Raw genomic sequence first — 25,392 nt, 5'->3', positions numbered from 1 at the left:
TGACAAGGACCCCATGCGAGCTGTTTAACGGAAACGGAATGAGTGACGCTTCCGAAGCAATTATCAGCCTCTATCAGCGACACGCGCACGCTTGGGCGAAGAAGCGGGGGCGTGGAGTTCGACAGCTCATGGAGGCGCACTGGCTCGATCGTTTTGTCGGTCTCATGCCGCGCCAGCCTGCCGTTCTCGACATCGGTTGCGGGTCTGGCGAGCCGATGAGCCGCTATTTGGTCGAGCGCGGCTGCGCAGTAGCCGGGATAGATTCTTCTCCCGAAATGATCGCTTTGTGTAAAAGTGCGTTGCCCTGCCAAAGTTGGCGGGTGGCCGACATGCGGTCTCTGTCGCTGTCCGTGCGTTTTGACGGCCTTCTCGCATGGGACAGCTTTTTCCACCTGTGTCCTGAAGACCAAAGAAAGATGTTCCCCATCTTTCGCGACCACGCTTCGCCACGCGCCGCCTTGATGTTCACATCGGGGCCCAGCCACGGCGTCGCAATCGGCGCATTCGAAGGCGAACCTTTGTATCACGCGAGCTTGGACGCCGACGAATACCGCACTCTGCTCGACGAGAATGGATTTGCGGTCGTCGCGCATGTGGTCGAGGACGAGGCCTGTGGGCGTCATACAATTTGGCTCGCGCAGTTTATTTAGCGAGGCAGGCTCGGAAGGCGCTGCTGCTAGGACGTTGCGTTATGCGAGGCCGAACACTTGTTTGATTTTCATGTCAGGCGTCTCCTGTCCCGATCTGTAATCCATTATTCTGCGACGATAACTGTTTGTGTAATAATGCAAGTGTATCAACACGCCATACCTGTCATCGAGCTCCATTTTCGAGATGATAAATCCGGCTTTCAGCTTAGGAATTATGACGTCGTTATTTGTGGCGCAATGCCTGGAATAAACCAGTTGGAATCCCGCTTTCGAAAGGCGCTCAATGCTGTGAGCGATCAAGGCGCTATAAATTCCTTTTCGCCGATGTCTTTCAAGAATGGCGGAGCTGACCATGTAGAAGGTGGACGCATTTTCCTGCTTCCCCCAGCTCCAACCGACAAATTCATTATCGATGTCGAAAACACCGAGGTAGAGCTTGTAGGGCGCGCCCAGATTCTCCTCTAGCTCTTTAATTCGCTGTTGTTCGGCGTCAGTTAGAACATGCTGGATGTCATAGCTGTGGACGCCCGCGAACATCGAAAACTTGTGTTTGTCGAAGAGTGGCTCGAACTCTGCCTCGCTCAGCTCCCGTATTGAATAGGATTCGTCCATATCTGTTTCCGAAAGCATTTTGAGTGCACGCCGCGTAATTCCACGAAAATAGCGCCGGGCGTTCAAAACGCAATCTGCACCCCGCCGGTGGCGCTATGAATGGCGGCGCTGCTCGCGACCATGCCGTCATAACGAACAAAAATATTTGCGCTCTCCACTGGCAGGCTCAAACGCGCGCCGACTGCCGCCGCGTCGCGCGGCCAACGCGCGCCATTGACGATGAAGTTCGAACCCAGCGCGCCCTGGAAATTCGCCATAACGCTGCGGCGGACGTCCGCATAATCATGCATCCAGCCGGCCCGCGCCGAAAAGCTCAAGGGCTTTGCGAGCCGAAGCGGCAAATCATAAGTCAGCTCGGCGCCGAGCGTGCTTTGCGCGGACGCCGCGGTTCGACCGGCCACATTGAGATTGATCGCTCCCGCCCCATTCTCGGCGAAGCTGTTTTGCGCGGCCACAATTCCTTGGAATGACGCGAAGGGGGTCGCGCTGATCTGTTCGCTGAATGGGAGGCGATACCCCGCCTCGAGGCGCGACAGGAAAACATTGTCATACACATTCGCCGAAGCGCCGCGGGTAACGCCGGGAAAGACGATGTTACGTCCCGCGCCGAAACGATTGTAGGAATAGCCGAGCGCGCCGTCGACATAGAAAGGCCCAGCCGCGTAACCGGCGTATGAGATGACAGCGAAACTATCCAGCCCGCCGCTTCCCGAAGCGCCATTCAGGCCGAACGAGCTGCGCATATAGCTCAAGGCGACGCCCGCCAGAAGTTCGGGCGTCAGGCGATAGTCCGCGCCCACAGAGACGCCGCCGCCACTGAAGCTGACGCCGTGCAAGTCGCCATTGCCGTAGATCGCGCCGCCGCCGCCCAAACCGCTGATCCATGTCCGCAGCCCTCTGGCGCTAGTAGTCCGGGCCAAATGGGTTTGGGCGCGCACCGCGTCGAGAAACATCCGCGACACGCCGATCGAGACCGACAGCAAATCCGCGTAAACCTCGCCGTCGAGTTGGGATAGCGCGGAGCGCAGCGCTGCGGGGTCGCCGAAGTTCAAGAGGTCGAGCGCGTTGTAGATCGAGTCCATGTCGCTGAATAAAGGCGGCGGCAGCGCGTGATCGAGCGCGAAGGCGACCGCTCCGGCGTTGCCGGCGCCGGCGCGCGGCACATAGGCGAGAGCATATGCGCCGATCGGCTGCCCGTTAACGAAACTGCTGGCGGACAGGAACACCGGCTGAGAGCCCGGCCCGCATCCGGGAACCGCGCTTTTGCCAATGATGAATTCCTGCAGGGCGCCGCCGCGTCCCCAGACGCCGACCGGGCTCGCCGGAGGTTGGGCATCGAGAATTGGCCCCGCCGTTCCAACGAGAAGGCAGGTGCCAGCGGGCACCTGCACGATCGCCTCCATCGTAGGCGTGCCGGGCAGCGCGAGAATATCTCTTACCTGCGCCGGGGTCAAACCGCGCACCATATTCGAGCCGGCGATAAAGTTTCCGAGGATGCTGTTTCCCGAATAGAAACGCACATATTGCGTTGGGGCGGTGGTCAAGACGACGACTGCCGGCGACGATGTGGAATTGGTATAAGAGAGTGTCGAGGGCGTCACGAGCGGATTGACGAGCGGCGGGTTGCTGTTGAGCAAATATTGATTGGCGTCGAAACCGTTCGAGATCGAGGGCGATCCGATCATGCCGACGCAAGCCTTGGTCGTTCTGCAGAACGCTTGTCCCAGCACGATTGGCCCTGTGACGATTTGGCCAGGGGGCAGAGCTAATCCAGCGCTTTGAGCCGATGCTTTGCCCGCCAGTCCGATTGCCAGGGCGCATGAGCCGCAGAAGAGCAAATTGCGAAATAGGCGCATCGAGGCCCTCATAAAGTCAGTTTGAATTTTGTACAGTAATTATGGCTACAAATGTCTATTCCGCCTCGCGATTTACGCTCTCGGGGAGGGGCTCTGGAATTCTGCCTAAAAACTATCCGCAGAAATACGAGGGTGTCAATGCAACGCGCGGCTAATTCAAATGATTTTATTGGACTTCGATGTGCATAAACTTGTAAGGCGTAGCTTGTGTTAGTTTAAATCTAACCGCCGACTGTCAGCTTAAGCTTGCAGCGATTTCTTGGTCTCCGCTACAGCGGGCCGTGACCAGCACACCTCAGCTTTCGTCGTTCACTTTCCCTGAAGCGGATTGCGCGGCGGATATTGCTGCGGCGACTGCATTTCGTGCTTGTGGGCTGTTCTTCCAGCATGTGCCGCCGACCAGCAATGAAGCCTGCTCACAGATCGCTCGCGCATCCTGCTTCGCAAGCTTTCGCAGCGTATGAATGCCAAGTTGCTCGAACCGCTCGACAACCGTCGGGCCAATCCCTTTGACTTCGAGCAACAAATCTCTTTCAGCGGGGAAAAACCGTTTCACACTCATTTGCGCTCTCCCGATTAAAAAATGGAACAATGATGTAGCCGGATTAGCTGCTGGCGCCGCCGTAATCCAGGCTGCGGCTCGCCATCGTGCGATCGTATAACTCGAGCCTCACGCGCACCGAAGCCCCTCGCCTTGAGGAGGCCGCAAAGCGGCCGTCTCGAAAGGCGAGGGGCTTGCGCCGGCTTTACATCAATGCGGCGTGAAGCGCGTTTCGATGAAATAGCTGTAGCCGATCTCCGATCCGAAACGCACGAAGACGGAATCGAGATTGAGGAGACGCGTGTCCGTCAGCGGCACATCCTTCACGACGCGCGAGTTGATCGTCACCTGCACCTGGTCGGCGATCGGATTGCCGGGGTGGAAGGCGTAGAGCGTATAGGTGACGGGCGCTGTCGTGCTGGAGAAGACATTCGTCGCGAAGAGCTTCAGCCCCGTGAGATCGAAGGTCTTGCCGGGCAGCTTGAAATAGCCGCCGATGCGATTGGCGATATAGAGACCGCTGCTGCTCGTCTTCACATCCCAGCCGTTCGGCAGCAGCGTGCCATCGGCGTAGACGACGAGGCCGGTCGTATCCTTGGCGGTGCAGTCGGGGCAGCCCGAGACCGGCGCTGCGGTGAAGGTCGCCGTGTCGGCCAAGGCGCGCGCGGGCGCTACAGCGAGAACGGCGAGGCAGGCGTAAGCAATCAGTTTTCTGGCGTGAATATTCGTCTTCATGCGAGCTCCATCCGGCCGAGTCTTGCTTGTTCGAGTCGGCGCGGAGCGGAAGCTAGGTCGCATATATGTTGGGAATGAGTCTTTTAGCGTAACTCTATGGATTCTCAGGATTGTCGCTTTGGAACGACCTTTTTGCCTCGCTTGTTCTCGGCCTGCGACAAGCAGAGGCGACGACCCGCTCCTCTCCCCGCTTGCGGCTATCGAATGCACACATCGTGATTGCCTCGGTGGGGTCTGTTTGATTCCGTGGGTCGCGTATTGATTCGCGGGGTGGGGCATGGCGATTTCGTATGGACTGGGGCGGTTCGGCGACCGCCGCCTGGAAAAAGGGGGGTCTCGTTGCATCGGGGCCTCGTCGCGCGGCCGTGCGCGCGCATCCGTCGGATCGCCGGCGGGCGGCGGGCGCAGGAGGTGCGGCTCGCGCGCTTCCTGCGCAATCCTGCAGTGACAGCCGAGGAGATGGCGCGGCACGCCGCCGGGCTCACAGCGGCGCGGGCGGCGGGTCGCGACATAGTGGTGGCGCAGGACACCAGCGAGCTGGCGCTCGGCGGCAAGCGCGCGCAGGCGAACGGCTATGGGCCGGTCGGCAAGGGCGGCGGGACGCGCGGCCTTTTGCTGCACGCGGCCCTGGCGCTCGACGCCGGCACGGGCGCGCTGCTCGGCCTCGCTCATGCCGAGGTCTGGAACCGCGACACGGGGGCCAAGGTCGCGGCGCGGCGCTCGCGCGCGCTCGCGGACAAGGAATCGCAGCGCTGGCTCGATGTGGCGGCGCATGCGCGCGAGGATTTCGCGGCGGCGAAGCGGATCACTGTCGTCTCGGATCGGGAGAGCGACATCTACGCGCATCTCGCGCAGCGTCCGGGCGGCGTGGAGCTGATTGTGCGCGCCTGCCAGAACCGGACGATCGCCGCAGACGGCGAGGATGCGATCGAGCTTTTGTTCCCCTTCGCCGACGGATTGGCCGAGGCGGGCCGCTTCGTCGCCGAGATCCCGGCGGCTCCGGGACGCAAGGCGCGCAAGGCGGCGCTCGCGGTCCGCGTCTCGCCGGTCACTTTGCGCAAGCCGCGCCACGGCGCGCGCGACTTGCCGGACGCGGTCGGCGTGACTTTGGTCGACGTGCGCGAGGTCGGGGCCGCGGAGGGCGTCGCGCCCATTCATTGGCGGCTTCTCACGACCCATGCGGCGACGAGCCTGGCCGAGGCGCGCCGGGTGATCGACCTCTATCGAATGCGCTGGACCATCGAGGAATTCTTCCGCACGCTGAAGACGGCGGGCTTCGAGATCGAGCAGGCCGACATCTGCGATCCGAAAGTGATGATCAAGCTGGTGGCGGCGACGGCGGTCGCCGCGGTGACGGTCATGCAACTGGTCAAGGCGCGCGACGGCGCGACCGACCAGTTGCTGACGGACGCTTTCGAGCCCGAGGACGAAGCGCTGCTCGAGGCCGTCTCGGCGAAGCTCGAGGGCGCGACGGCCCGCCAGAAGAACCCCCACCGCAAAGGCAGCCTCGCCTTCGCCGCCTGGGTCGTCGCCAGGCTCGGCGGCTGGACCGCCTATTACGGAAAGCCCGGCCCCAAAGTAATGCGCCAGGGCCTCGACGACTTTCGACGAATAAAGTTCGGAGCCGCGCTGACCTTCTACGATGTGTGAATCCGATAGCCGCTTGCGGGGAGAGGCTGGGTGAGGGGCCGGGGGATGAGCCCGCGCGTGCATTAAGAACCCGAGCGTCTTGCGCCGTTTATCGTTCCCACTCATCCCCAAGCCCCTCACCCAACCTCTCCCCGCGCGCGGGGAGAGGGGCAGAGCGCGGCCTTCCTCGCGCACTTGGGATCAAGTGTGTGGGGGGCGTTTCAGTGATGAGGACGATGCACGATGTCACACGCTCGACCGAAGAGCACCGCCCCCGCCTAAGCCTGCCGCACCAGCCGCGCTGCGAAAAACCCGTCGATCCCCGCAAGCCGGGCGTCGTCATTCGGCCAAAAGCTCGGCACAGTGCGCAGATCGCCGTCGCGGTTGATGAACTCGGCGGGTATGCCCTCGACCGTCGTCACCGGCTCGCGACGGAAATCCGGGTTGCGGCGCAGGAAGGCGGCGATCTGCTGCTCGCCCTCCTCGGGTTCGAGCGAACAGGTGCAATAAACGAGGCGTCCGCCCGCCTTCGTCAGCAGCGCGGCGCGGGCCAGCATTTTGGCCTGCAAGGCGGCGAGCGTCTCGATGTCGCCGGGCTTCTTCGTCCAGGGCACGTCGGGGTGGCGCCGCGACGTGCCAGTCGCGGAGCAGGGCGCGTCGATGAGGATGGCGTCGAAAGGCTGCGCCTGATAGCCCGTGGCGTCGGCCACCGCCACATCGGCGTGGAGATCGAGGCGCGAGAGATTGGCGGCCAAAAGCTTCAGCCGCTCGGCGGAACGGTCCAGCGCAACGACATGGGCGCGGGTCAGGGCGAGCTGCGCAGTCTTGCCGCCCGGCGCCGCGCACATATCGAGCACGCGCTCGTCCGGCTTCGTCGCCAGCAGCCGCGCCGGCAGCGCGGCGGCGGCGTCCTGCACCCACCATTCGCCGTCGCTGTAGCCGTCGAGCTCCGTGATCGGCGTGCGGGTCTTCAGCCGCACCGAGCCTGTCGGCAGCACGACGCCGTCGAGGCGCTCGGCCCATCCTTGCGGGTCGGACTTCACGGAAACGTCGAGCGGCGGCTCCTGCATATGCATGGCGATGATCGCCCGCGCGCCCGCCTCGCCATAGGCCTTGCGCCAGCGCTGCGCGAGCCAGGGCGGCGCGTCATGCTCGCCGCTCGCCGCGAGCGCCAGGAATTCATCGCGCCGGCGCAGGAGATTGCGCAGCACGCCATTCACCATGCCGGAATAGGCGCCGGTCTTGGGTTCGAGCTTGGTCGCGCGCACGGCGAGGTCGATCGCCGCATGGTCGGCCGCCTCCAGATAGAGAAGCTGGGCGGCGGCGGCGATTAACGTATATTCGAGCCGCCCGGCCTGACGCGGCAGTCCCTTTTCGAGAAGCTCGCCCAGCGCATGGCGGATGACGCCCAGCCGGCGGAGCGAGACGGTCGCGATGGAGCGCGTCAGCGCCACGTCGCGCGGCTCGAGCCCGGCGAGGCGGTTGGGCACGGCCTGGGGCGAAAAACATTCGTCCAGCCGGTGGCCGCCCTGAATGACGTCGCCGATGATGCTGGCGGCGGCGAGACGCGCGGGGAGGCCGGGGGTCCTTGCCGCCTCGGCCTCGCGGGCCGCCTCGGCCGGCACGAATCCCTGACGTGAGGAGTAGCGCGATGGTTTCGACCGCCCGAATGATCTACTGTCGCTCAAACGGTCTCTCCGCTGCCCCGCTTCGCGAATCATAGCACAAGGGGCGGTCGAGGGGCGAGACGCTCAGGAGCCGGATATGTCTCAAGCCGAAGGGACGGGCGGCGACGCCAAGCCGGCCCAAACAGCGGAGTCTGCCCGAAAAATAGCGGATATGCCGCCCGCCGCGCAGCGCGCGCTGGCCGAGGCGCAGGCGCGTAGAAACGCCGCAGCCGCTGGCGCGGCCGCTCCCGAGGAACAAGGCGGCCGGGGCGGCCTCGATCCGTCGCGATACGGCGACTGGGAGGTCAAAGGAGTCGCGAGCGACTTTTAAGCGCGCTACGCCGTTGCGGCCTCGCGCGCCTCTCTCTTGATCCGCTCGACCATGGACCGCAGCCCATTGGCGCGCTGGGGCGTCAGATGCTCGGCAAGCCCAAGCTGCTTGAACAGGGGCGCGGCGTCGGTGTCGATGATCTCCTGCGCCCGGCGCCCGGAATAGAGCGCCAGAACCAGCGCCACGAGGCCGCGCACGATATGGGCGTCGCTGTCGCCGCGGAAAGTGAGCGTCGGCGCGCCGGCGGCGTCCTGACCCTGCGTGGTTTCCAGCCATACCTGGCTGGCGCAGCCGCGCACTTTGTTCTCGTCCGTATAAGCTTCCTTCGGCAGCGGCTCGAGCGTGCGGCCGAGCTCGATGAGATAGCGGTAGCGATCCTCCCACTCGTCGAGCAGCTCGAAATTGCCGATGATGTCGTCTATAACCATAGCTGTTTCCTTCTCAGGCTATTCTAAACGAAATGCGCGCCCTTTTCATGCTTTTGGCGAGCCCTTAAGTTTGCGCCTGTCACACGCGCGGGTCCGCCCCGCTTTTACGGAGATGCATATGAGCCTCACGTCCCGGTGGCGCGCCCTCGTCGTCGCGATTGTCGCCGCCCTCTCGCTTTCGGGCTGCGGCTACAATACGATCCCGACGCTCGAGGAAAACGCCAAAGCCAAGTGGTCGGAGGTGCAATCCCAGTACCAGCGCCGCGCCGACCTCATCCCGAACCTCGTCGCCACCGTGCAAGGCTACGCCAAGCAGGAGAAGGAGGTGCTCACCTCCGTCGTCGAGGCGCGCGCCAAGGCGACCTCGGTGAAGATCGACGCCTCGACCCTCACCGACCCGGAGAAAATGAAGCAGTTTCAGGACGCGCAGGCGCAATTGACCGGCGCGCTGGGGCGGCTGTTGGCGGTGAGCGAAGCCTATCCGGACCTCAAATCCAATCAGAACTTCCTGGCGCTTCAGTCGCAGCTCGAAGGCACGGAAAACCGCATCAATGTGGCGCGGCGCGACTACATTGAGGCGGTGCGCGAGTTCAACCTCTCGCTGCGCACCTTCCCGACGTTACTTTGGGCCAAGACCTTCTTCGCGGGGACGAAGCCGATGGCGGAATTTTCGGCAAGCGAAGCGGCCCAGCAGCCGCCACAAGTGAAATTCTAACGGAGCAACGATGGAGCCGCGCCAGCCCGATGAGCTCTCCGCCCTTTGCGCGCGCAGCGACGCCATGTGGGCGCATATGCGACAGGAGGCTGAGGATGCGCTGCGCCTCGATCCGGCGCTTGCGCCTCTGTTTATCGGCGAGCTGCTGAACCGCCATAGTCTCGAAGAGGCGGTGATCCATCGCGTCAGCGGCCGGCTCGGGGCCTCGGCGCTGGACGCCGCGGCCATCGCCGACGCCTTTCTCGCCGCGCTCGAGAGCGAGCCCGAGCTCGGCGAGGCCTTCCGCATGGATGCGGCGGCCTATGTCGAGCGCGATCCCGCCTGCCGGCGGCTCATCGAGCCCTTGCTCTATTTCAAGGGCTATCACGCGATTCAGGCGTCGCGCCTCGCCCATGCGCTGTGGCGGGCGGGCAAACGCGACTTCGCCTTCTATATCCAGAGCCGGACCTCCGACGCGCTCGCCGCCGACATTCATCCGGCGGCGCGCTTCGGCAAGGGCGTCTTTCTCGATCACGCCACCGGCTTCGTGGTCGGCGAGACGGCGGTGGTCGAGGATGAAGTCTCCATCCTCCACGGCGTGACGCTCGGCGGCACCGGCAAGGTCGCCGGCGACCGGCATCCTAAAGTCGGGCGCGGCGTCATGATCGGGGCGGACGCGAAGATCCTCGGCAATATCGAGATCGGCGCCTGTTCGCGCATCTCGGCGGGCTCGGTCGTGCTGCATCCCGTGCCGCCGAACTCCATCGTGGCGGGCGCGCCGGCGAAGGTCGTCGGCGTCGAGCCCAGGGCGCTGCCGGCGCGGGACATGGACCAGCTCCTGCGCGGCCTGGCCTATGATTCCTTCGATTATGTGATCTGAAGGCGCCGATGACCTCGCCCGTCGCCCTGCTCGCCCGGGGCTTGATCCTTCTCTATCGTGTGACCTTCTCGGCCTTTGCCGGAAGAAGCTGCCGCTACGCGCCGACATGCTCGGAATATGCCGACGAAGCTATTGCGCGCCATGGCCTGTGGGCCGGCGGCTGGATGGGCTTCGCGCGCATCTGCCGCTGCCGGCCGGGCGGCGGCGAGGGGTTCGACCCCGTTCCCCAAAAATTGCCGGAAAACGCCGGCCCGTTCACACCCTGGCGCTACGCCCGCTGGCGCGGGCCATTCCGCTGCGAGGAGATCGAGGAGGAGAAGTAGCCTCTCCCTACGACTTCGCCATCAGCTCCAGCGCCAGCCCATAAATCCGCGAGCGCGGGGCCTCGGGCAAGGTCCGCAAGACTTCGAGATAGGTTTGTCCAGCGGCGCACATTTTGGCGTCTTCCAGCGGCGGGTCCGGCATTTTGCCGTCGAGCAGCGCTTCGATCTCCGGCTTGGCGAGGCCGCGCGCGGCGAGCGCCGTCTCCAGCGCCTTGAAGTCGGCTTCGGTCGGTTGCTCGCGGGCGATGTTCTTGGCCTGGCCGTCGACCATGGCCTCCAGGCTCGCGCTCGCCATATCGGCGACGAGCGGGCGCCGCGAGGCGGCAAAACGCTGGAAATCGAGATTATTCGCGCCGTAAAGGAAAGCGACGCATAGTTTTTTGTCCTCGCGCGCGATCGCCTGCAGAACAGCGAGCTGCTTGGCGAACACGCGCGACATGGCCTCGGGCTCGGCTTTGGCGGCGAGCGCGCCGCGCGATTGGCGCAGGCGGCGCATCGCCTCGGACAGATAATAATCGGCGCCCTGATCGGCCTTCGTCTCCGAGAGACGCGACGCGAAGCCGCCGATCGTTCCCTCATAGTCCTGGGGGAATTTCTCGCGCAGCCGCGCGAAAAAACGCCCATATTCCGGCGCGGAGGCGATGGTCGTCTCGACGGCTTGCCGCGGGCTCGGCTTTTCGGAAGGGGCCGTTGTCGCGCTCAGCGCGCCCCGCGCAGGCGGCGGCGACAGAGCCATCATCGTCAGGCCGACGCCGAGCGCGACGGCGACGACAGCGGCGGCGGCAAGGGCCAGAATTCGTTCGATCATCATCGCAAGCCCTGGGCGCGGCGGAAAGACGCTCGCAATTTAAGCAAAACGAGGCTGTGTGAAAAGCGCTTCCCACGCGCGCGCCCTGTGGCCGGGCGACGGACGTCCGCCGTCAAAGGACTCTATTCGAGGCCTCTTCACGATGAAGGGGAGGAAAACAATCCTTCAGCCGTGTCTGATGCCCGCAAGCCGGGCGCTCTCCGCGCGATGCGCCACGAGCAAAGCGATATGGCGGTTGAGATCATAGGTCCAATGGCCGCGCCTGGCGCGCTCTTTCCGTAACGCCTGCTCGATTTCACGGAGCACGGCGCGCGCCGCCTCGGGCGTTTCGCTGAGGATCGTGTCTCGCGAAAGCCGATGAAAACGCGCGAGCGCATCAAGCCGGTCGTAACCGGCGAGATTGGCGCCGAGCGCGGCCTCGACGGCTGGGCGGGCATGGGCTTTCAGGCGTCTGACGGCGGCGGATTGGGCGACCGGCTTGGCGGCGGGGGCTGGATGGGCGATGGGCATGGCTTGCTCCTCCTTTGCGGTGAGCATGACCGGCGGCGCGCCCCTGGGGATAGATTTTTTTCCTTGAATAGGATTTTTTTCAGAACTAGCCTGATCGACGTCGATTAGGAGGTCTCATGCCCAACGCCTTTTCCAAACGAAAGCTGTTTCCCCCCATCCCCGGCTTGAGCATTGCCGCCGCCGCGGCGGCGTCGGGCGTCCCTGCCGCTTCCTTGGCGGCGCCGGATCGCGGCCGGGCGAGGATTGCCCGGGCGCGCCAATATGCGGTCTATCTGCACCATGTGGCTTTGAGCGCGAGCCTTTCCGCTTGCGCGCGGCAATTCCGGCGCGATCGCGCCACCATGCGGCACGCCTGCGCGGTGATCGAAAATCTCAGAGACGCGCCGCGCTTCGATCTGGCGGCGGCGCGAATGGAGCGCGCGGTCGCGGCGCAGCGCGACATGGTCCTGGCGTTGCTCGCGGACTGTGAAGGAGCGGCGCAATGAGCAAGAGCGACCACAAAAATGAGGCGTCGACACGTATGCTGCGGCGTTTCCTGCAGGCGCTGGACGAGCCCCAAGCCCTTGCGGCGCCGAGCGGCCTCGACGATGGCGCGCTTGTCGTGGCGGCGCCTCGGAACGGGATCACCGTCGTGCGCGCGCGCCTGCCGGAGACGACGGGTAAGGCCGCCTTGGCCGAAGGGCTCGTCGTCGACAGCGGGGCAGGGCGGCTGCGCCTCAACGACTCTGGCCGCGCCTATTTGCGCCGGCTGGCCGTGGCCGAGCCGGCGCTCGATCCGTTCCGCGCTCAGCATGGGGAAATCGAGAAACGTCCGGGGCCGCAAGGCGAAAGGCCGACGCTCGTCAACGAGGCCGAAAGCCCGCTCGCCTGGCTCGCAAGGCGCAAGGGCGCAAACGGCAAGCCTTTTCTGGATCGTGCGCAAGTGGACGCCGGCGAACGCTTCCGGCGCGACATCGAGCAGGCGCAAATCCTCCAGCGCGTCACCGCCAATTGGGAGGTTTCTGGCGCCGGCGCGCGGCGCGGCGCCGACGCCGGCGTCGTGGTGACGGAGATCGCCATGGACGCCCGCAGTCGTCTCGCGCGCGCCTATGACGCCGTCGGCCCGGAGCTCGCCGGCCTTCTCACCGACGTCTGCGGCTATCTCAAGGGGCTCGAAACCGTCGAAAGCGAACGCGGCTGGCCGGCCCGCTCCGGCAAGGTCGTCTTGAAGATCGCGCTCGACCGTCTGGCGCGGCATTACGGCATCGCCAGCGCGGCCGTCGGGCCGGCGCGGGCAAGAGGGACGTTGCATTGGGGAGCGGAGGACTACCGGCCGACAATGTGAGGCCCATGGCTTTCCGATGCTTCGCGCCGGCCGCCCCCGTCACTGCGAGGGGCGTAAGCGACGAAGCAATCCGGGGCAGCTACGGCGGCTCTCGGATTGCTTCGCTTCGCTCGCAACGACGGAGCACGTCAGCGACCCCGCGCCAAATGCGGGTCGCAGGCTGCTTGCGGACCCGTGCGCGCGGTAGGCGGCGCGAGCTGGGCGCTCAAGTTGGGGCGCAGCGGACGATGCACATAGGGAAAAGCCACCCCCAGGACCAAGCCCCAGAGCAACTCGCCCAGCAGAAGCCCAACCGCTGGATAGCCGGTCAATAAGGGCTGCGTCGGGAGCCATTGCAGGAGCGGGATCGGCCCGAGCATCCACAGCACGAACCCGAAAGCCATGCCGAAAAGCCAGCCTCCCCGCGGGTCGTTCGCGGCCCGCTGAAACAGCCAGCCATACAGCACGCCGCCAAGCAGCATCAGGCCGATATAGGCCAGGGCCGGGAGGATGACGGAAGCATGCGTCGCCTGAGCGAGGGCGCCCAGCGATCCAAAGGCTTGCAGCAACCCTAAGGCTGGAATGTCGGCGACAATGCTCGCCGCCATGCCGGCCAGCAGCGGTCGCTGCGTCGGACCGGCGTCCAGCCCATGGGCGCGCAGAATCTCAAGCATGACGTCTTCTCTTCTCGATCGTCATCTGTTGCTGGGCGTCAGTCAGCACGGCTTCGATGGTCGGCGCCTGGCGAAGGTCCGGCTCGAAAAGTTGCGCCAAATATTTGTAGGTCAGGCCGACGAGGCGGGGATCGCGATTGAGATCGAAGAGCCCGACCGGGTTGACGTTGCCCAGCGGCGCCCGCAGCGCGATGTCCCAATCGACCTGGTCGGTGAGCGAATACCAGGTAAAGCCGACGATCGGTACGCCCGCCTGGCGCATGAGCTGCACATTATGCCACTGCCGCCACAGCCAACGCGGCGCGTCGCGCGCGTCCAGGCGGTTTGTCTCAGTGTGCATCATGGGCCGTTCGTAGCGTTCGTAATATTGGCGGGCGATGACGTACCAACCGAACAACTCGCCGAGCGCCTGCGCGTCGCCATTGGCGTTGATAAGCTTTTCGTTCCATTCGTAGTAATCGACGCCGAGGATGGCGCGTGCGCCGACGTCCTGTTGCATGAACCACGCATATTCTTCGGGCGGCATGCCATTTTCGATCAAATAGCCGCGCATATCGTCGCGCACGCCGCGCGCATAGAGCAAATCGAGCGCGATGAAGCGGCGCTGGTTTTCAAAGTCCGCGATGCGGCGGACCTTCGGATCGGGGCAGCAAGGCTGATAAAACTCGCCGCTCTCGCTGTTGACGAACACCGCATCTGGCCGCGCGGTTGAGATGGCCTGCATCATCAGCACGCTGGCTTTGGCGAGATGTCGCGTCGCGGTGACGAAGGCGCGCTCGTCCCGGCGTTGCTCGTTCCACACGCCTTCCAGCGCGCTGAGCTTGGCGCACACATACATCTCGTTGACAGGCGTGTAGAAGCGCACCCAATCGTAGCGACGAACGAAGGCGCGCGCATAGTCTGCGAGCGCATAAGGCGCCTCGGGATTTTGGAAATTCTCGAGCCAGTCAGGCAAGCCGAAGTGGCAGAGGTCCATAATCGGCGTAATGCCGAGTCGCTGCATTTCGTCAGCGACGTCGTCGAGAAAAGCCCAGTCGTATTGGCCCCTGCGCGGGTTGATGAGATGCAGCGGCGGCCCGTAACGCAAATAGCGCAGCCCCAAGTCGCGCACCAGCGCGAGGTCCGTGCGCCAGTGACGATAATGGCCGCAAGCGGCCATCTCATCGATACGCCAACGCCCGCCTTGAAGAGTTGGGTAACTGCATTCGACGCCGGTGGCGAACATGAACCTGTCTTCGGCGGGCGGGCGCGCCGCGGCGATGGGACGCGCAGGTCTCCGCCCTTCGAAGATGAAGCGGGGCAGCCGCTCGGCGGCATAGCCGACGGGTCTGACATAGACGAGGCCGAGAACCGCGCCCCAGATAAGATGCCCCGCGGCGATCGACGCCGGCTCGCGCCATCCACCCGAAAGGCCGAACAGGCCCGAGTACGGCAGCTCGCCGCTTTGGACGAGCGGGTGCATGAGTTCGAACTGCGGATGCATGATGAAGAGCGCCAGAGGCATGGGCACAAAGGCGAACAGCAAGCCTTGGAGCATCGGCGGCAAAGGCAAGACCGACCAGAAAAAATAGGCGTAGAAAACGCCCCAGATCGCGCCCACCAGCAAGTGCAGCGACATGCCGACCGCCCACCACGCCCATGCGCTGGCGTGAGGGAGCGCCAGCGTGCCCAGCGTGCCGACAATGTCGAAGTAGGGGACGCCGGCCAGGATGAGCGGACGCGCGACGGCCTCCCAAGCGACGGCGCCAGCCATGCCCGCGAGGACCGCCTTGCGATAAGCGACGTAACGGATCATGCTCCGCGCTCCCGGTCTCCCGCCGCATCCATTCCGAGCGGCACGCCGTTTGCTCTTGAATGCAATGGCGGAAACCCGGGCCGACGCGGCAAGTTCCTCTGCGCGGCCGGGGCCAGCGCGGCCACAAGAAAAGCCGAGGTTCTTCACATTCCTGAAAGCGAGTTGACGGCAATCTCACAGCTCGCCAAAAAGACGTTCGGCGGGTTTATGTCAGCGTATTCTCGGGTGATAGGACATGGGAAACTCCAAAATCGTGATCACGAAGGACGGGATGTCAGGGCGGCTCGACCGGCGGTCGTTTCTGTCCGGCTCCGCCGCCAGTCTCGGCGCCCTGGGGCTCGCCGGTTGTGTGACCTCCGACGACATGGGCCGCGCCGAGGCGGCGAAGTTTTACGCGGCGGTCCCGAGCGAGAAATTCCCGATCCCGGCGGTCGATATCAGCAAGATCGATCCGAAATATTTTCGCCGGCTCGTGCGCTACGACACCAAGGAAGCGCCCGGCACGATCATCATCGATCCCAAGAATTACCACCTTTACCGCGTCGAAGGCGACGGAATGGCCACCCGCTATGGCGCCAATGTCAGCCGCCCCGGTTTCCTGTGGAGCGGTGAAGTTTATGTCGGGCGCAAGGCGGAATGGCCCACCTGGACGCCGCCCAAGGAGATGATCGCGCGCCAGCCGGAGGCGCGCCAATACGCCCGCGGCATGCCGGGAGGTCTGGACAATCCGCTCGGCGCCCGCGTGCTCTATCTCTATAAGAACGGCGTCTATACGGTTTACACGATCTACAGCACCAGCGACCCCGAGACGATCGGGAACGGCATTACGAGCGGCTGCACCGGCCTGCTCAGCCAGGACATGATCGACCTCTATTCCCGGACGCCGGTCAAGACGAAGGTCGTAATGCTGCCGGCATAGCGCGGGCGGCGCCGACCACTCCGAGGAACGTCATCCAGAGCCGCAGAAGCGTTGGTTTGGCTCTGGATTCCCGATCGCTCGCTTTGCGAGCGTCGGGAATGACACCGAACCTTCCCTACTGGGAAACAGCGATGCGCCTTCGCGTCACGATGGCTTGGCGAAGTTCGGGATTTTGAAAAAGAGCTTCCCCTGCCGCCACATGGTGAACGCCACGCCGCCGGCCAGGACGATGAAAATTCCGAAGCCGATGTAGAGGTAGAATTCCTCGTCGGTGACGAGGCCCACCGAGAAGGGGTGGCGGCCCTCGTAGCTCTTGGCGCCGTCGTCGCTCGTGAGCTTCACATAGAGCTGGTAATTGCCGGCCTGTTTGAAATTCTGGTCGAAATTCATCATGCCGTTGCGGAACTTCTGGATCGGCTGGCGGCTGACGGCGTCGGCCTCCGGGTCGGGCTGGCTGTCGGGCGCCTTGGCGCGCAGCACGCGGACGTCCCAGTTCATGTCGCGCAGCTCATTGTCGCTGGCGTCGAGCACGATGACGGAGGCGCCGGTGTCGGGCAAAGCGTCGCATTCGCGGTCGATGTTTTTCTTGGGCTGCATGGCCACGAATTTCATCGACTTCGGCCCGATCGCGATGGGGCAGTCGGGGTCGTAATAATGCCAGCCGGCGGCAAGCGCATGTGATGAGACGCCCGCGGACGCCAGAATGGCGAGCGCCGCGCCAAAAAACAGTTTCTTCACCTTACAACCCCGCCCTCTTGTCCATTCCCGCATCTAGAACCGCCAGCATCTGGTCCATGGCCAGCGCCGGTTCGGCGCATTTCGAATCGCCGACGATTCGCGCCGGCACGCCCGCCACCGTCTTATTCGCCGGCACCGAATCGAGCACGACCGAGCCGGCCGCGATCATGGCGCAGCGGCCGATCTCGATATTGCCGAGCACCTTGGCCCCGGCGCCGATCAGCACGCCGCGCCGCACCTTCGGATGGCGGTCGCCGCGCGCTTTGCCTGTGCCGCCGAGCGTCACGCCATGCAGCATGGAGACGTCGTCCTCGATGACGCTCGTCGCGCCGATGACGACGCCCGTGGCGTGGTCGATGAAGACGCCCTTGCCGATCCTGGCCTGGGGGTGGATGTCGGTCTGAAAAATCTGCGAGGACAGGCTCTGCAGCGTCAGGGCGAAATCGCTGCGGCCGTTTTTCCACAGCCAATGCGCCAGCCGATAGGTCTGCAAGGCGTGGAAGCCCTTGAAATAGAGCGCCGGCTCCAGGAGCCGCGTGCAGGCCGGGTCGCGCTCGACGACGGCCAAAAGATCCGCCCGGAAGGCCTCTGCAAGGGCGCCGTCATGGGCGAGGCAGGAATCGAACGCCTGGCGAATCGCCGCATAGGGCGCTTCCGGTCGGTCGAGGCGCTGCGCCACGCGATGGACCACGACGCCGGCGACGCTCTCCTGCGCCATGACGGCGGGGTAGATGAAACCGCCGAGCTCCGGCTCGCGGCGCAACACATCCTCCGCCTCCAGCCGCAGGCGGGCGAGGAGCGGGTCGAAATCGATGACGGACGCGGCTATTTCCCGCTGTTCGGCGGCCATGGGACGCTTCCTCTTCTCCGTTTCCGCTCGAACAGCTCGCGTTCGGCTCCCGGCGGGCCGACGGCCCGACCGGGACTCCAGAGCCACGATGGCTTTGATTTGGCGCTGGATTCCCGATCGTTCGCGTCGCGAGCGTCGGGAATGACAGTGAGCCGTTCCCGGAAAGCGCGCATCTCGGAACGAAAGCGCGCCAAGCGGCTATATAGCGCCTCGGGCGCGGCCGCGCATCAGGGGCGTTGGCCCAGGAATTCCAGCACAGCCTGCTTATAGATGCGGTCGCCCACGGCGCGGTTGTGGTCGCGGCCAGGAATGTCGACAACGCGGGCGTTGCGGAACAGCGGCTGCAGGGGCGAGGGATCGCCGGCGACGTCGTCGCGCGTGCCGACGCAAATCAGCACCGGGCATTCGATCTTCGAGAGGAGCGCCGGGTCCAACGCCTTGCGGGCGCCGCGGACGCAGGCGGCGAGCGCCTTGAGATCGCTACGGGTCGATTCGGCGAAGCCTCTAAAAATTTTGAGCATCGAATTGTCGATGTCCTCGATTCGCTCGGCCTCCATGGCTTCGGCGAGCCCTGAGGGCAGGCCGGCGTCCTGCACGAGATATTGCCCGATGCCGCCGAGAATCAGCGAGCGGACGCGCTCCGGATGGGCGAGCGTCAGCACCGTCCCGATTCGCGCGCCGAGTGAATAGCCCATGACGTCGGCGCGGGCGATGGACAAATGGTCGAGGAGATTGGCGACGTCCTGCGCCATTAGGTCGAGCGCATATTCCGCTGGATCGTAGAGCTTCTGCGACCGGCCATGGCCCCTGCTATCCAGGACGACGACGCGGCGTCCGTCTTCGGTCAGCGTCTTCACCCATTGGGTGAACATCCAGTTCACCGCATGGGTGGAGGCGAAGCCATGAATGAGGACGATCGGCTCGCGTCGGTCGTCGCCAAGGGGCTCGAAATCCGAATAGGCAATCTCGACGCCGTGCGAGACGAAAGTTTCCATGGCAAATCCTGTGTGACGATTCCTACTTAAAGAATCAGATCGGCGGCGCAAGCGCGGGCCCATAAAAATAAACAGGCCTTGCCAAGCGCTCCGGTTGTCGCTAAACGGTCGCATGTCACGGCGCTGATCCCCAAGCGGGATCGAAACCGCCGGCCGACAGGCGCCCGTAGCTCAGCTGGATAGAGCACCAGACTACGAATCTGGGGGTCAGAGGTTCGAATCCTTTCGGGCGCGCCATTCAAATCAACAAGTTGCGCAGGTCGAGCCGTTCTAAAATTTGATTTAGAACGGTAATTAGAACGGCATAAATATAGGGTCGGATCGCCGATCCAAAACGCGCATTCGGTGAACTGAAAAGTGCGCCAGTTCCGATGCCCAACGGTTCCCAATCAGAGGGTTACAAATGGGCCGCCGCAAGGTGGCCTTCGTCGTTTCGGGCGTGGTGTCTACATAGTGTCCGCCCCGTTCAGCGACGACGTCGTGGAAGGGCAATGCAGCAGTCCTGGTAGCGTGGCAGTGTCGGTCTCATTGGGGCGCAGGGCGAAGACCGTCCTCGGCAAGATTGCCAAGGGCGTCGATCCGCTCAAGGAGAAAGCACGCGGCTGTCGGCGACGCCATCACTTCAGCCGCGGCGGCGTTACGACCGGCGGCGAAGGCGTCGCCGCGCGCACCATGTCGACGCTGCACGCCGTCTTCGAACACGCAGTCCGGCTCGGGAAGATCGAGAGCAACCCAGCGAAGGGCGTACGCCGCCTCGCCAGCACGCCGCGCGACAGCCGGCGGAGCCGCGCCGAGATCGAGAAGCTCGGCAAGGCGATGCGGAGCCCGGAGCAGGAAGGGGAGCATCCGACCGGCCTCGCGGCGGTTCGTTTCTTCCTGATGACCGGTTTCCGTCGCATGGAGGGGCTCGCTCTGGAGCGAGCCTGGCTCAACGACGAGGAGGGCTCGATCCGCTTTCCCGACACGAAGAGCGGCGCGCAGACGCGGGTTCATCGGCCGCGTCTTCGTCGGAATCCGCAGGCGGATGTCATCGAGGAAGAACGCCTGGCCGCATAGTTCCCGCCGAGCGCCGCCGCCAAACTTAATTCGCGAACGAACAAAATGCCCTACAAGTTCGTCGACGCCATTCTGAAGCCCGACGCTCGCTTCGCTGATCTTTGCGTTGTCGAACATGGCACGGTCCGGCCCATGAGCGTCGTCGATCACCATGCAGCGCTCGCCCGCATCGGGCTCGCCGGCGCCGCTCCCGAGGAAGTCCGCGCGGCCTTCGATCGGGCCCGCAACACAATGATCTACGCGTTCTTCGATTACGACCTCCTTGTAGTCGGCGAGATGCAGGCCTTCGGCGCATTTGAATTGTCGTTGAAGCACCGCCTCAACGGCCACGGCGGAGCGTCTCGCGGTACGCTGCTGCGCAACCTCGTCGAACGAGGCGAGAAGCGGCCGGATGGGCCATCGCTCAAACTGCTCAATCTCGTGAGGGCGGAAGGCCTGCGAGCGATCGCCTAAGCTATTCGCAGGTACCTTCGATTTGCTCGGGGTGACTGAGCTGCTGCCGGTTTCATGGACGCCGAGTTAAGTTACGCCGACCTTCTTTTCGAACTCAACCGGGCTGAGATAGCCGATCGTCGAGTGCCGGCGGACGGGGTTGTAGAACCGCTCGACATAATCGAAGACATCGGCCCGAGCGTCATCACGCGTGCGGTAGACTTTCTTTCCGATCCGCTCGGTCTTCAGCGAGGAGAAGAAGCTCTCCATCGCCGCATTGTCCCAGACATTGCCGGATCTGCTCATCGAGCAAACTACGCCATTGTCGGCCATCAGGCGTTGGAACTGCTCGCTCGTATATTGGCTGCCCCTATCGGAGTGATGCAACAAGGCGTCCGGCTTGCCGCGGCGCCAGATCGCCATCATCAACGCATCCGCGACGAGTTGCGCAGTCATCTCGGTTTTCATCGACCAGCCGACGACCCTTCGTGAGAACAGGTCGATGACCGCCGCGACGTAGAGCCAGCCTTCCGCCGTCCAGATATAGGTGAAGTCCGCAATCCATTTCTGGTTCGGCGCCTGCGCGGCAAACTGCCGGTCGAGAACATTCGGCGCGACGACTGCTGACCTTTGTCCGTCATCTTTCGGCAGACCGCGGCGGCGCGGTCGCGCACGTAAGGCGTTCGCCCGCATCAACCGTTCGATCTTGTGCAGGCCGCAGGAGACCCCTTCGGCCAGAACGTCCCGCCAGACGCGGCGGGCGCCGTAGGTTCGGGCGCTGCCCACGAAGCTCGCGCGGATTTTCTTGGTCAGCTCCTCGTCGGTGACCGACCGGGCGTTCGGCCCGCGACGCAGCCAGGCGTGAAAGCCCGAGCGGGAGACGTCCAGCGCTTCGCAGAGCCACGCCACCGGCCAGACGCTCCGGTGCTTCGCGATGAAGGCGAACCTCATTTCGCTTCCCTCGCAAAGAAGGCTGCGGCCTTTTTTAGAATGTCGCGCTCCGCCCGCAGTTTAGCGACTTCACGGCGCAGCCGCTCGAGTTCCTGTTGCTCCGGCTTTTGCTGGCCGTGGCCGGGGAACGCCTGCGCGGGATTCGCGGTCAGCTCTCGAATCCAGCGCCGCAGCACATTCTCATGCACGTCCAGATCGCGGCATGCCTGCGCAACACTGACGCCGCGCTCCTTGACCAGCCGAACCGCCTCGACCTTGAACTCCCGACTGAATATCCGTCTCGCCATAACCAACCTCCGGTCTCATGAAACACCGTTTCTCGGCGTCCATGAAACCGGCAGCAGCTCAGACAAATCTGTTAGCCAGCACCGAAATTGAAGCCCACATCGATCTGCGTCAGCACACTGAGAAAGAAACATTCATCCTGGATGAGGCTTTTCGATTGATGCCGGTCGAGCCCCCTCAGGATTAACAATCTGGTCACCGAACTCCAATCATGCGTGAATCCACCCGGGGCCTCACTTCGGTCCCGACTTACAGTCCGGATCTTTCTGTGCATGTTAATCGAGCCGGATATAGAAAAGTCACACGCGAGCGTAACGAAAATTCCCCTTAATGTTGGCGTTGAGATACTGCCCGACCGAACCAGCTTGCATCAACTCCGTGTAAATTTGCGGAGGAACATCAAAATACTGATATAGATTTCCACTCGTAAATAGAACTTCAAGCGTTCTACTGTTCTCATCGTATCCAACTTCAGAGATATTGGATGAAGTAACCGCCTGTCGTCTCATGCTTTATCCCCCTCGGTCTCCGAAACCGCGACTTCCACCTCGACGTCTGAATGTGTGCGGTTTGATCGCGAATTTTGCCGCCGCCAAAGTTCAACCGCCTCGGCATAGTCGGCGGGATCACGCTTTTGGTTCCAGCCTCCCGGGCTCTCGTAACCTTCTTCTTCCGTGCCGGGCACAACAACCTTCGGGTCCGTACTATCTGGCCGCCGTCGCGAATCTGGCCGATCGATTAGGGTTCGCACCGGCAGATTCACGGCTTCGCCGACAATGATCGCTTCGCCAGTCCTCAGTACCGGCAACATAGCGAACAGGCCCTCAAGGTTGTCGCTCGCCGCCCCCTTAACGTGACCCCGGTCGGTCGAATTGCTCAGTCGAAGCGCGAAAATCGTACCGCACTGCGACAGGATCGTCTGATCGATTTCTGCAGGACGCTGGCTCACGAGCATCATGCCGATGCCGTACTTCCGTCCTTCCTTGGCGATTTTTCGGACGGCCACCGCCGCGATCTGCCTCGGGTCGAGATAAGAGTGCGCCTCTTCCAGCACGATCAACAGCGGGCGCTCACGGCCGCCCTCGGGGAGGTTTCGAGCCCAGAAGAGGGCATCGTAAACAATCCGCAGAACCGAACCCACGAGCTCAGACTGGATCATGGGCGGGATGCCGGAAAGGTCGAGAATGGTGATCGGACTAGCGTCCCCGAGCCATCCCGCCAGAAGAGAGTCAAGATCCTGCTTTACCCTACCGTCTTCGTCCGGCGTGTAGGGGCCAGGCCGTAGCAGAAAGTCGAAGCGTGGATCGCGGAGCTTCGAGCCGAGGGCGTCGATGGGTCGGCCAATGCCAAGATTGGAACGGCTCAGCCGAATTTTCTCCGGGTCGTCCTTGTTGTCCTTTGGCGGGAGGAAGCGTGGCGGGATGCCTCGCATGGCATCGCCGGCGTGCAGCGGTCTTCCGTCGGCGCCTTTCTCCAAGGCCCAGGTCGCCCGCGTCTGAGGCTGGCCCTGCTTCTCATAATATGTCGCGCGCATCTCGCAGTGCAGATCGAACCACAGTTTGTGAATCGAGAACGGCACCGGTGTATCAACGCTCAGACTGTCGGATGAAACGCCTGGTTTCGCCGACTTCTGAAGCGCCCCAAGCTTCAATTCCGTGATCTTGTCTATGACGGCGCCGCGATCCCCGCCGTTCTCGATTGAGCCAACGGTCACGGGCAAAAGTTCATCGAGCGTCATAGCCCAGTACGGGATGTAAAGCGCGCGTTCGCCTTTCGCCGTATCCGGATTAATACGGAAGATCGCGGCTCGGTCAGCAAGGGCCTTGCCGTACTCCCCGTGGATATCGATCACCAAGATGCGGGCCGAGGGGTAGTTTTCGGCGTCAGACAGCGCGGTAAGAATCCCGGCCACGGTCGTCGATTTCCCAGAGCCCGTGGTGCCGACCACTGCACTGTGACGTGTCACGAGTTTGTCGATTTCCACCAACGCGGGGATCGAATTTGCGCTCGCGAGGCGACCCACCTGAACATAGCGGCGATCATTCGGACGCCCATAGATCGTTCGAAGGTCAAGCTCGGTAACGATGTGCGCAGAGTCACCGACGGTGGGAAACTGCGAAATGCCGCGGTCGAATCCCGCGCTCGGGTGCCCTTCGCCAACCAGTTGAACGGTCATCCAGCGATTGCCGTGTTCTTCAATCTCCGCGAGCCGCTCGGGAACCGCGCTTGCTCCGACTTGCGAGATCACGCCGTATAGGTTGACGAATCCGAGAGGAATTCTAACGAATCCGCCAACCTGGCCGACGCGGTAGCTTTGTCCCTCGATAAAGCTGAGCCCCGATACCGTCCCCTGAGCCAATTTGATGCGAATTGAGGCGCCGCTGACGTCTTCGACGGTGCCTAGAAGGGTGGGGTCGGAATTCATTGAGACGCCCCCGCGCTGCCGGGCGCGCTGAAGCCCGAGAACTCATCGAGGAACTCCCCAAATCGCTTGAAGTCCCCCAAAGTCATTCGACAAGGACGAGGCGCTTCAGGTGCCGACGCGTCAGCTGCATCCTTCTTTCCGTCGCCGTCTTCGACGATCTCGAAGGCACCCCCCAGAGTCGCAACATCGGTCGTCGGATTTGCCAGCCACACCCCTGCACGGCGCCGGATGACGGCCCCATCCGATGCGAGCACAGACAGGTTGGCATTGTCCTTCGCAAGTGCCGTGGCGGCTTGATAGTCCGCGAGCTTCCCAAACTGCAGCGCGAAGCACGCCGCGGATGCGTTGGCCTTGAGGCTCTCCACGATCGCCTCGTTGATGTGCTCATCTCCAAACGAATAGCCCGTCAGGATCAGAGCGACCGGGCGTTCCGAATGACGAAGAAAGCCGCGAAGCCTGTCGATCATCACGAAGTAGGGCATCCGCCGGCTCTCATCGTATTTCAGATGGGAGGGGTGGATCAGCAGTTCGTCGCCGTCGTCGGAGTTGTCGCTCCGAAATACGGCCTTCGTCGTCTTGTTGTAGCGCCAATTGATGGACCCGTGGAGCTTCCAGAGGCGCGACCACCGCTTTGGAATTTCCTTATCTTCGATCGCGCGCTGGTCGAAGAAGGGCCGCGACGAACCCACAAACCCGTCGAAGTACGGAACGCGCCGTTCCTCGAGGGCCTGTTCGACTAGCACATCATAGTTGGTCGTGAAGATCTCCGTGAACGGAGAGCGATGACCGTCAATGAAGCTCGCGAGGGCATGGTAGGGGGTTGGTTTGGCCGGAAGCGAGCAGGTTACAACCTTCCGGATGGACTGGCATATCTCACGGTCCAAGTCATTGAGCTGATCGAATGACAGTCCGCGAACCCCGGCCTTCCCAGCAACTTCGCGAAATGACCGAATCCGATTGAGTTTCGCTTCGATGGTCGGGTCTGCGATTTCGTCTTCGGCGAATGTCTTGGTGAGCGCTTCGTAAGGGGTCTTGAACGCGTCCGAGGCGGCCATGGTCGCGTGAACTTGGTTCGTCAGGCCCCTAATATCGGGAATGATAGCCCGTTCGCCGCTCCCATCCTCCTTCGGGACGTGCACGGCGCATGGACATCCGGCACCGAGGAAAAAGCCGATCGACAGTTTATCCGCAGACAATGTTTGGCGGATCTGTGTTAAGAATTGAAGCGGGTCGTGACGTTCTTCGGCCATTTCGCATCCCAGCTAGATTTGTCGCCCTTTGTCGACGACTTAGGAGTTTCCTAGA

At 63.3% G+C, this 25,392-nt stretch carries 29 protein-coding genes and 1 tRNA gene; 12 read left to right on the top strand and 18 right to left on the bottom strand.

Annotated features, from left to right (window positions below):
* The first annotated feature begins 38 nt into the window (after positions 1-38).
* Complete coding sequence (locus tag QNA11_RS09485; RefSeq protein WP_283482839.1) at positions 39-650, top strand: class I SAM-dependent methyltransferase; 612 nt, start codon at positions 39-41, stop codon at positions 648-650.
* Positions 651-689: 39 nt separating this feature from the next.
* On the opposite strand, the gene QNA11_RS09480 is transcribed toward QNA11_RS09485, so the two are convergent.
* The 4 genes from QNA11_RS09480 to QNA11_RS09465 form a co-directional block, all read right to left on the bottom strand.
* On the bottom strand, positions 690-1,262 hold the full coding sequence (locus QNA11_RS09480; protein WP_283482838.1) for a GNAT family N-acetyltransferase: 573 nt from the start codon (positions 1,260-1,262) through the stop codon (positions 690-692).
* Positions 1,263-1,324: 62 nt separating this feature from the next.
* Positions 1,325-2,947: an autotransporter outer membrane beta-barrel domain-containing protein gene (locus QNA11_RS09475; protein ID WP_283482837.1), complete on the bottom strand. Its 1,623-nt coding sequence runs from the start codon at positions 2,945-2,947 to the stop codon at positions 1,325-1,327.
* Positions 2,948-3,413: 466 nt separating this feature from the next.
* Positions 3,414-3,680 (bottom strand): helix-hairpin-helix domain-containing protein, encoded by a 267-nt coding sequence (locus tag QNA11_RS09470; RefSeq protein ID WP_283482836.1) that lies wholly within the window; start codon positions 3,678-3,680, stop codon positions 3,414-3,416.
* 189 nt (positions 3,681-3,869) lie between these two features.
* Complete coding sequence (locus QNA11_RS09465; RefSeq protein WP_283482835.1) at positions 3,870-4,394, bottom strand: hypothetical protein; 525 nt, start codon at positions 4,392-4,394, stop codon at positions 3,870-3,872.
* 339 nt (positions 4,395-4,733) lie between these two features.
* Between QNA11_RS09465 and QNA11_RS09460 the strand changes: the two genes are divergently transcribed.
* On the top strand, positions 4,734-6,044 hold the full coding sequence (locus QNA11_RS09460) for an IS4 family transposase (protein ID WP_283482376.1): 1,311 nt from the start codon (positions 4,734-4,736) through the stop codon (positions 6,042-6,044).
* Positions 6,045-6,301: 257 nt separating this feature from the next.
* Here QNA11_RS09460 and QNA11_RS09455 read toward each other — a convergent pair whose 3' ends face one another.
* Positions 6,302-7,648 carry an RsmB/NOP family class I SAM-dependent RNA methyltransferase gene (locus QNA11_RS09455; protein ID WP_283484188.1) on the bottom strand — a complete coding sequence of 449 codons (1,347 nt, stop codon included), beginning with the start codon at positions 7,646-7,648 and terminating at the stop codon, positions 6,302-6,304.
* Between the two features lie 139 nt (positions 7,649-7,787).
* On the opposite strand from QNA11_RS09455, the gene QNA11_RS09450 reads away from it, so the two are divergent.
* Entirely contained in the window at positions 7,788-8,021 is a 234-nt protein-coding gene (locus tag QNA11_RS09450) for a DUF1674 domain-containing protein (RefSeq protein WP_283482834.1), read from the top strand.
* A 5-nt stretch (positions 8,022-8,026) separates the two neighbouring features.
* Here QNA11_RS09450 and QNA11_RS09445 read toward each other — a convergent pair whose 3' ends face one another.
* Complete coding sequence (locus QNA11_RS09445; RefSeq protein ID WP_283482833.1) at positions 8,027-8,449, bottom strand: SufE family protein; 423 nt, start codon at positions 8,447-8,449, stop codon at positions 8,027-8,029.
* Positions 8,450-8,567: 118 nt separating this feature from the next.
* Between QNA11_RS09445 and QNA11_RS09440 the strand changes: the two genes are divergently transcribed.
* From QNA11_RS09440 to yidD, 3 genes are read left to right on the top strand one after another with little or no spacing between them, the layout of a single operon-like run.
* Positions 8,568-9,164 carry a LemA family protein gene (locus tag QNA11_RS09440; protein ID WP_283482832.1) on the top strand — a complete coding sequence of 199 codons (597 nt, stop codon included), beginning with the start codon at positions 8,568-8,570 and terminating at the stop codon, positions 9,162-9,164.
* A gap of 10 nt (positions 9,165-9,174) precedes the next feature.
* Entirely contained in the window at positions 9,175-10,023 is an 849-nt protein-coding gene (gene cysE / locus QNA11_RS09435) for a serine O-acetyltransferase (protein ID WP_283482831.1), read from the top strand.
* A gap of 8 nt (positions 10,024-10,031) precedes the next feature.
* Entirely contained in the window at positions 10,032-10,346 is a 315-nt protein-coding gene (gene yidD / locus QNA11_RS09430; RefSeq protein ID WP_283482830.1) for a membrane protein insertion efficiency factor YidD, read from the top strand.
* 7 nt (positions 10,347-10,353) lie between these two features.
* Here yidD and QNA11_RS09425 read toward each other — a convergent pair whose 3' ends face one another.
* Both QNA11_RS09425 and QNA11_RS09420 read right to left on the bottom strand, forming a co-directional pair.
* A complete protein-coding gene (locus tag QNA11_RS09425) occupies positions 10,354-11,157 on the bottom strand; it encodes a hypothetical protein (protein WP_283482829.1) in 804 nt (267 codons plus the stop codon).
* A 162-nt stretch (positions 11,158-11,319) separates the two neighbouring features.
* A complete protein-coding gene (locus tag QNA11_RS09420; RefSeq protein WP_283482828.1) occupies positions 11,320-11,664 on the bottom strand; it encodes a DUF6477 family protein in 345 nt (114 codons plus the stop codon).
* Positions 11,665-11,780: 116 nt separating this feature from the next.
* On the opposite strand from QNA11_RS09420, the gene QNA11_RS09415 reads away from it, so the two are divergent.
* Together QNA11_RS09415 and QNA11_RS09410 are read left to right on the top strand one after the other, a co-directional pair.
* On the top strand, positions 11,781-12,149 hold the full coding sequence (locus QNA11_RS09415) for a helix-turn-helix domain-containing protein (RefSeq protein ID WP_283482827.1): 369 nt from the start codon (positions 11,781-11,783) through the stop codon (positions 12,147-12,149).
* On the top strand, positions 12,146-12,988 hold the full coding sequence (locus tag QNA11_RS09410; protein ID WP_283482826.1) for a DUF6456 domain-containing protein: 843 nt from the start codon (positions 12,146-12,148) through the stop codon (positions 12,986-12,988). The genes QNA11_RS09415 and QNA11_RS09410 overlap by 4 nt, the downstream gene beginning before the upstream one ends.
* A gap of 128 nt (positions 12,989-13,116) precedes the next feature.
* On the opposite strand, the gene QNA11_RS09405 is transcribed toward QNA11_RS09410, so the two are convergent.
* Both QNA11_RS09405 and QNA11_RS09400 read right to left on the bottom strand, forming a co-directional pair.
* A complete protein-coding gene (locus tag QNA11_RS09405; RefSeq protein ID WP_283482825.1) occupies positions 13,117-13,641 on the bottom strand; it encodes a hypothetical protein in 525 nt (174 codons plus the stop codon).
* Positions 13,634-15,436: a family 1 glycosylhydrolase gene (locus QNA11_RS09400; protein WP_283482824.1), complete on the bottom strand. Its 1,803-nt coding sequence runs from the start codon at positions 15,434-15,436 to the stop codon at positions 13,634-13,636. The genes QNA11_RS09405 and QNA11_RS09400 overlap by 8 nt, the downstream gene beginning before the upstream one ends.
* 235 nt (positions 15,437-15,671) lie before the next feature.
* On the opposite strand from QNA11_RS09400, the gene QNA11_RS09395 reads away from it, so the two are divergent.
* On the top strand, positions 15,672-16,355 hold the full coding sequence (locus tag QNA11_RS09395; RefSeq protein ID WP_246744782.1) for a L,D-transpeptidase: 684 nt from the start codon (positions 15,672-15,674) through the stop codon (positions 16,353-16,355).
* A 144-nt stretch (positions 16,356-16,499) separates the two neighbouring features.
* Here the strand turns inward: QNA11_RS09395 and QNA11_RS09390 are convergent, their stop codons facing one another.
* The 3 genes from QNA11_RS09390 to QNA11_RS09380 form a co-directional block, all read right to left on the bottom strand.
* Entirely contained in the window at positions 16,500-17,093 is a 594-nt protein-coding gene (locus QNA11_RS09390) for a hypothetical protein (RefSeq protein WP_283482823.1), read from the bottom strand.
* 1 nt (position 17,094) lies between these two features.
* A complete protein-coding gene (gene cysE, locus QNA11_RS09385) occupies positions 17,095-17,943 on the bottom strand; it encodes a serine O-acetyltransferase (protein ID WP_283482822.1) in 849 nt (282 codons plus the stop codon).
* Between the two features lie 227 nt (positions 17,944-18,170).
* Positions 18,171-18,938 carry an alpha/beta fold hydrolase gene (locus QNA11_RS09380; protein WP_202072270.1) on the bottom strand — a complete coding sequence of 256 codons (768 nt, stop codon included), beginning with the start codon at positions 18,936-18,938 and terminating at the stop codon, positions 18,171-18,173.
* A gap of 160 nt (positions 18,939-19,098) precedes the next feature.
* Here QNA11_RS09380 and QNA11_RS09375 point away from each other — a divergent pair.
* The 3 genes from QNA11_RS09375 (at position 19,099) to QNA11_RS09365 (ending at position 20,447) form a co-directional block, all read left to right on the top strand.
* Positions 19,099-19,175 (top strand) — tRNA-Arg (locus QNA11_RS09375).
* A 279-nt stretch (positions 19,176-19,454) separates the two neighbouring features.
* Complete coding sequence (locus QNA11_RS09370; RefSeq protein ID WP_283482821.1) at positions 19,455-19,994, top strand: site-specific integrase; 540 nt, start codon at positions 19,455-19,457, stop codon at positions 19,992-19,994.
* A 45-nt stretch (positions 19,995-20,039) separates the two neighbouring features.
* Positions 20,040-20,447: a hypothetical protein gene (locus QNA11_RS09365; RefSeq protein ID WP_283482820.1), complete on the top strand. Its 408-nt coding sequence runs from the start codon at positions 20,040-20,042 to the stop codon at positions 20,445-20,447.
* A gap of 66 nt (positions 20,448-20,513) precedes the next feature.
* Here the strand turns inward: QNA11_RS09365 and QNA11_RS09360 are convergent.
* The 5 genes from QNA11_RS09360 to QNA11_RS09340 form a co-directional block, all read right to left on the bottom strand.
* Positions 20,514-21,664, bottom strand: a protein-coding gene (locus QNA11_RS09360; protein ID WP_502867526.1) for an IS3 family transposase whose coding sequence is annotated in 2 segments (ribosomal slippage) — positions 20,514-21,403 and positions 21,403-21,664 — 1,152 coding nt in all. Because the reading frame shifts where the segments join, the coding sequence is not laid out codon by codon here.
* Between the two features lie 71 nt (positions 21,665-21,735).
* Positions 21,736-21,861 carry a hypothetical protein gene (locus QNA11_RS09355; RefSeq protein WP_283482817.1) on the bottom strand — a complete coding sequence of 42 codons (126 nt, stop codon included), beginning with the start codon at positions 21,859-21,861 and terminating at the stop codon, positions 21,736-21,738.
* A 100-nt stretch (positions 21,862-21,961) separates the two neighbouring features.
* Positions 21,962-22,171, bottom strand: a complete 210-nt coding sequence (locus QNA11_RS09350; RefSeq protein ID WP_283482816.1) for a KTSC domain-containing protein — start codon at positions 22,169-22,171, stop codon at positions 21,962-21,964.
* The gene (locus QNA11_RS09345) at positions 22,168-24,087 is read right to left on the bottom strand and encodes an ATP-binding protein (protein ID WP_283482815.1); all 1,920 of its coding nucleotides are present in this window, start codon (positions 24,085-24,087) and stop codon (positions 22,168-22,170) included. The genes QNA11_RS09350 and QNA11_RS09345 overlap by 4 nt, the downstream gene beginning before the upstream one ends.
* Positions 24,084-25,337 (bottom strand): SIR2 family protein, encoded by a 1,254-nt coding sequence (locus QNA11_RS09340; protein ID WP_283482814.1) that lies wholly within the window; start codon positions 25,335-25,337, stop codon positions 24,084-24,086. The genes QNA11_RS09345 and QNA11_RS09340 overlap by 4 nt, the downstream gene beginning before the upstream one ends.
* Positions 25,338-25,392: the final 55 nt, after the last annotated feature.

This window comes from Methylocystis sp. JR02 (assembly GCF_030063565.1).
Taxonomy (GTDB): domain Bacteria; phylum Pseudomonadota; class Alphaproteobacteria; order Rhizobiales; family Beijerinckiaceae; genus Methylocystis; species Methylocystis iwaonis.
The sequence above is the reverse complement of the archived record's forward strand: the minus strand, read 5'-3'. Positions and strand labels throughout refer to the sequence as shown.

Coding starts and splice junctions, on each gene's coding strand:
- QNA11_RS09440 (WP_283482832.1), top strand. CDS start 8,568: ATGAGCCTCACGTCCCGGTGGCGCGCCCTCGTCGTCGCGATTGTCGCC.
- QNA11_RS09465 (WP_283482835.1), bottom strand. CDS start 4,394: ATGAAGACGAATATTCACGCCAGAAAACTGATTGCTTACGCCTGCCTC.
- QNA11_RS09420 (WP_283482828.1), bottom strand. CDS start 11,664: ATGCCCATCGCCCATCCAGCCCCCGCCGCCAAGCCGGTCGCCCAATCC.
- QNA11_RS09480 (WP_283482838.1), bottom strand. CDS start 1,262: ATGGACGAATCCTATTCAATACGGGAGCTGAGCGAGGCAGAGTTCGAG.
- cysE (WP_283482822.1), bottom strand. CDS start 17,943: ATGGCCGCCGAACAGCGGGAAATAGCCGCGTCCGTCATCGATTTCGAC.
- QNA11_RS09445 (WP_283482833.1), bottom strand. CDS start 8,449: ATGGTTATAGACGACATCATCGGCAATTTCGAGCTGCTCGACGAGTGG.
- QNA11_RS09485 (WP_283482839.1), top strand. CDS start 39: ATGAGTGACGCTTCCGAAGCAATTATCAGCCTCTATCAGCGACACGCG.
- cysE (WP_283482831.1), top strand. CDS start 9,175: ATGGAGCCGCGCCAGCCCGATGAGCTCTCCGCCCTTTGCGCGCGCAGC.
- QNA11_RS09410 (WP_283482826.1), top strand. CDS start 12,146: ATGAGCAAGAGCGACCACAAAAATGAGGCGTCGACACGTATGCTGCGG.
- yidD (WP_283482830.1), top strand. CDS start 10,032: ATGACCTCGCCCGTCGCCCTGCTCGCCCGGGGCTTGATCCTTCTCTAT.
- QNA11_RS09450 (WP_283482834.1), top strand. CDS start 7,788: ATGTCTCAAGCCGAAGGGACGGGCGGCGACGCCAAGCCGGCCCAAACA.
- QNA11_RS09425 (WP_283482829.1), bottom strand. CDS start 11,157: ATGATGATCGAACGAATTCTGGCCCTTGCCGCCGCCGCTGTCGTCGCC.
- QNA11_RS09475 (WP_283482837.1), bottom strand. CDS start 2,947: ATGATCGGATCGCCCTCGATCTCGAACGGTTTCGACGCCAATCAATAT.
- QNA11_RS09350 (WP_283482816.1), bottom strand. CDS start 22,171: ATGAGACGACAGGCGGTTACTTCATCCAATATCTCTGAAGTTGGATAC.
- QNA11_RS09470 (WP_283482836.1), bottom strand. CDS start 3,680: ATGAGTGTGAAACGGTTTTTCCCCGCTGAAAGAGATTTGTTGCTCGAA.
- QNA11_RS09340 (WP_283482814.1), bottom strand. CDS start 25,337: ATGGCCGAAGAACGTCACGACCCGCTTCAATTCTTAACACAGATCCGC.
- QNA11_RS09415 (WP_283482827.1), top strand. CDS start 11,781: ATGCCCAACGCCTTTTCCAAACGAAAGCTGTTTCCCCCCATCCCCGGC.
- QNA11_RS09365 (WP_283482820.1), top strand. CDS start 20,040: ATGCCCTACAAGTTCGTCGACGCCATTCTGAAGCCCGACGCTCGCTTC.
- QNA11_RS09380 (WP_202072270.1), bottom strand. CDS start 18,938: ATGGAAACTTTCGTCTCGCACGGCGTCGAGATTGCCTATTCGGATTTC.
- QNA11_RS09395 (WP_246744782.1), top strand. CDS start 15,672: ATGGGAAACTCCAAAATCGTGATCACGAAGGACGGGATGTCAGGGCGG.
- QNA11_RS09345 (WP_283482815.1), bottom strand. CDS start 24,087: ATGAATTCCGACCCCACCCTTCTAGGCACCGTCGAAGACGTCAGCGGC.
- QNA11_RS09400 (WP_283482824.1), bottom strand. CDS start 15,436: ATGATCCGTTACGTCGCTTATCGCAAGGCGGTCCTCGCGGGCATGGCT.
- QNA11_RS09405 (WP_283482825.1), bottom strand. CDS start 13,641: ATGCTTGAGATTCTGCGCGCCCATGGGCTGGACGCCGGTCCGACGCAG.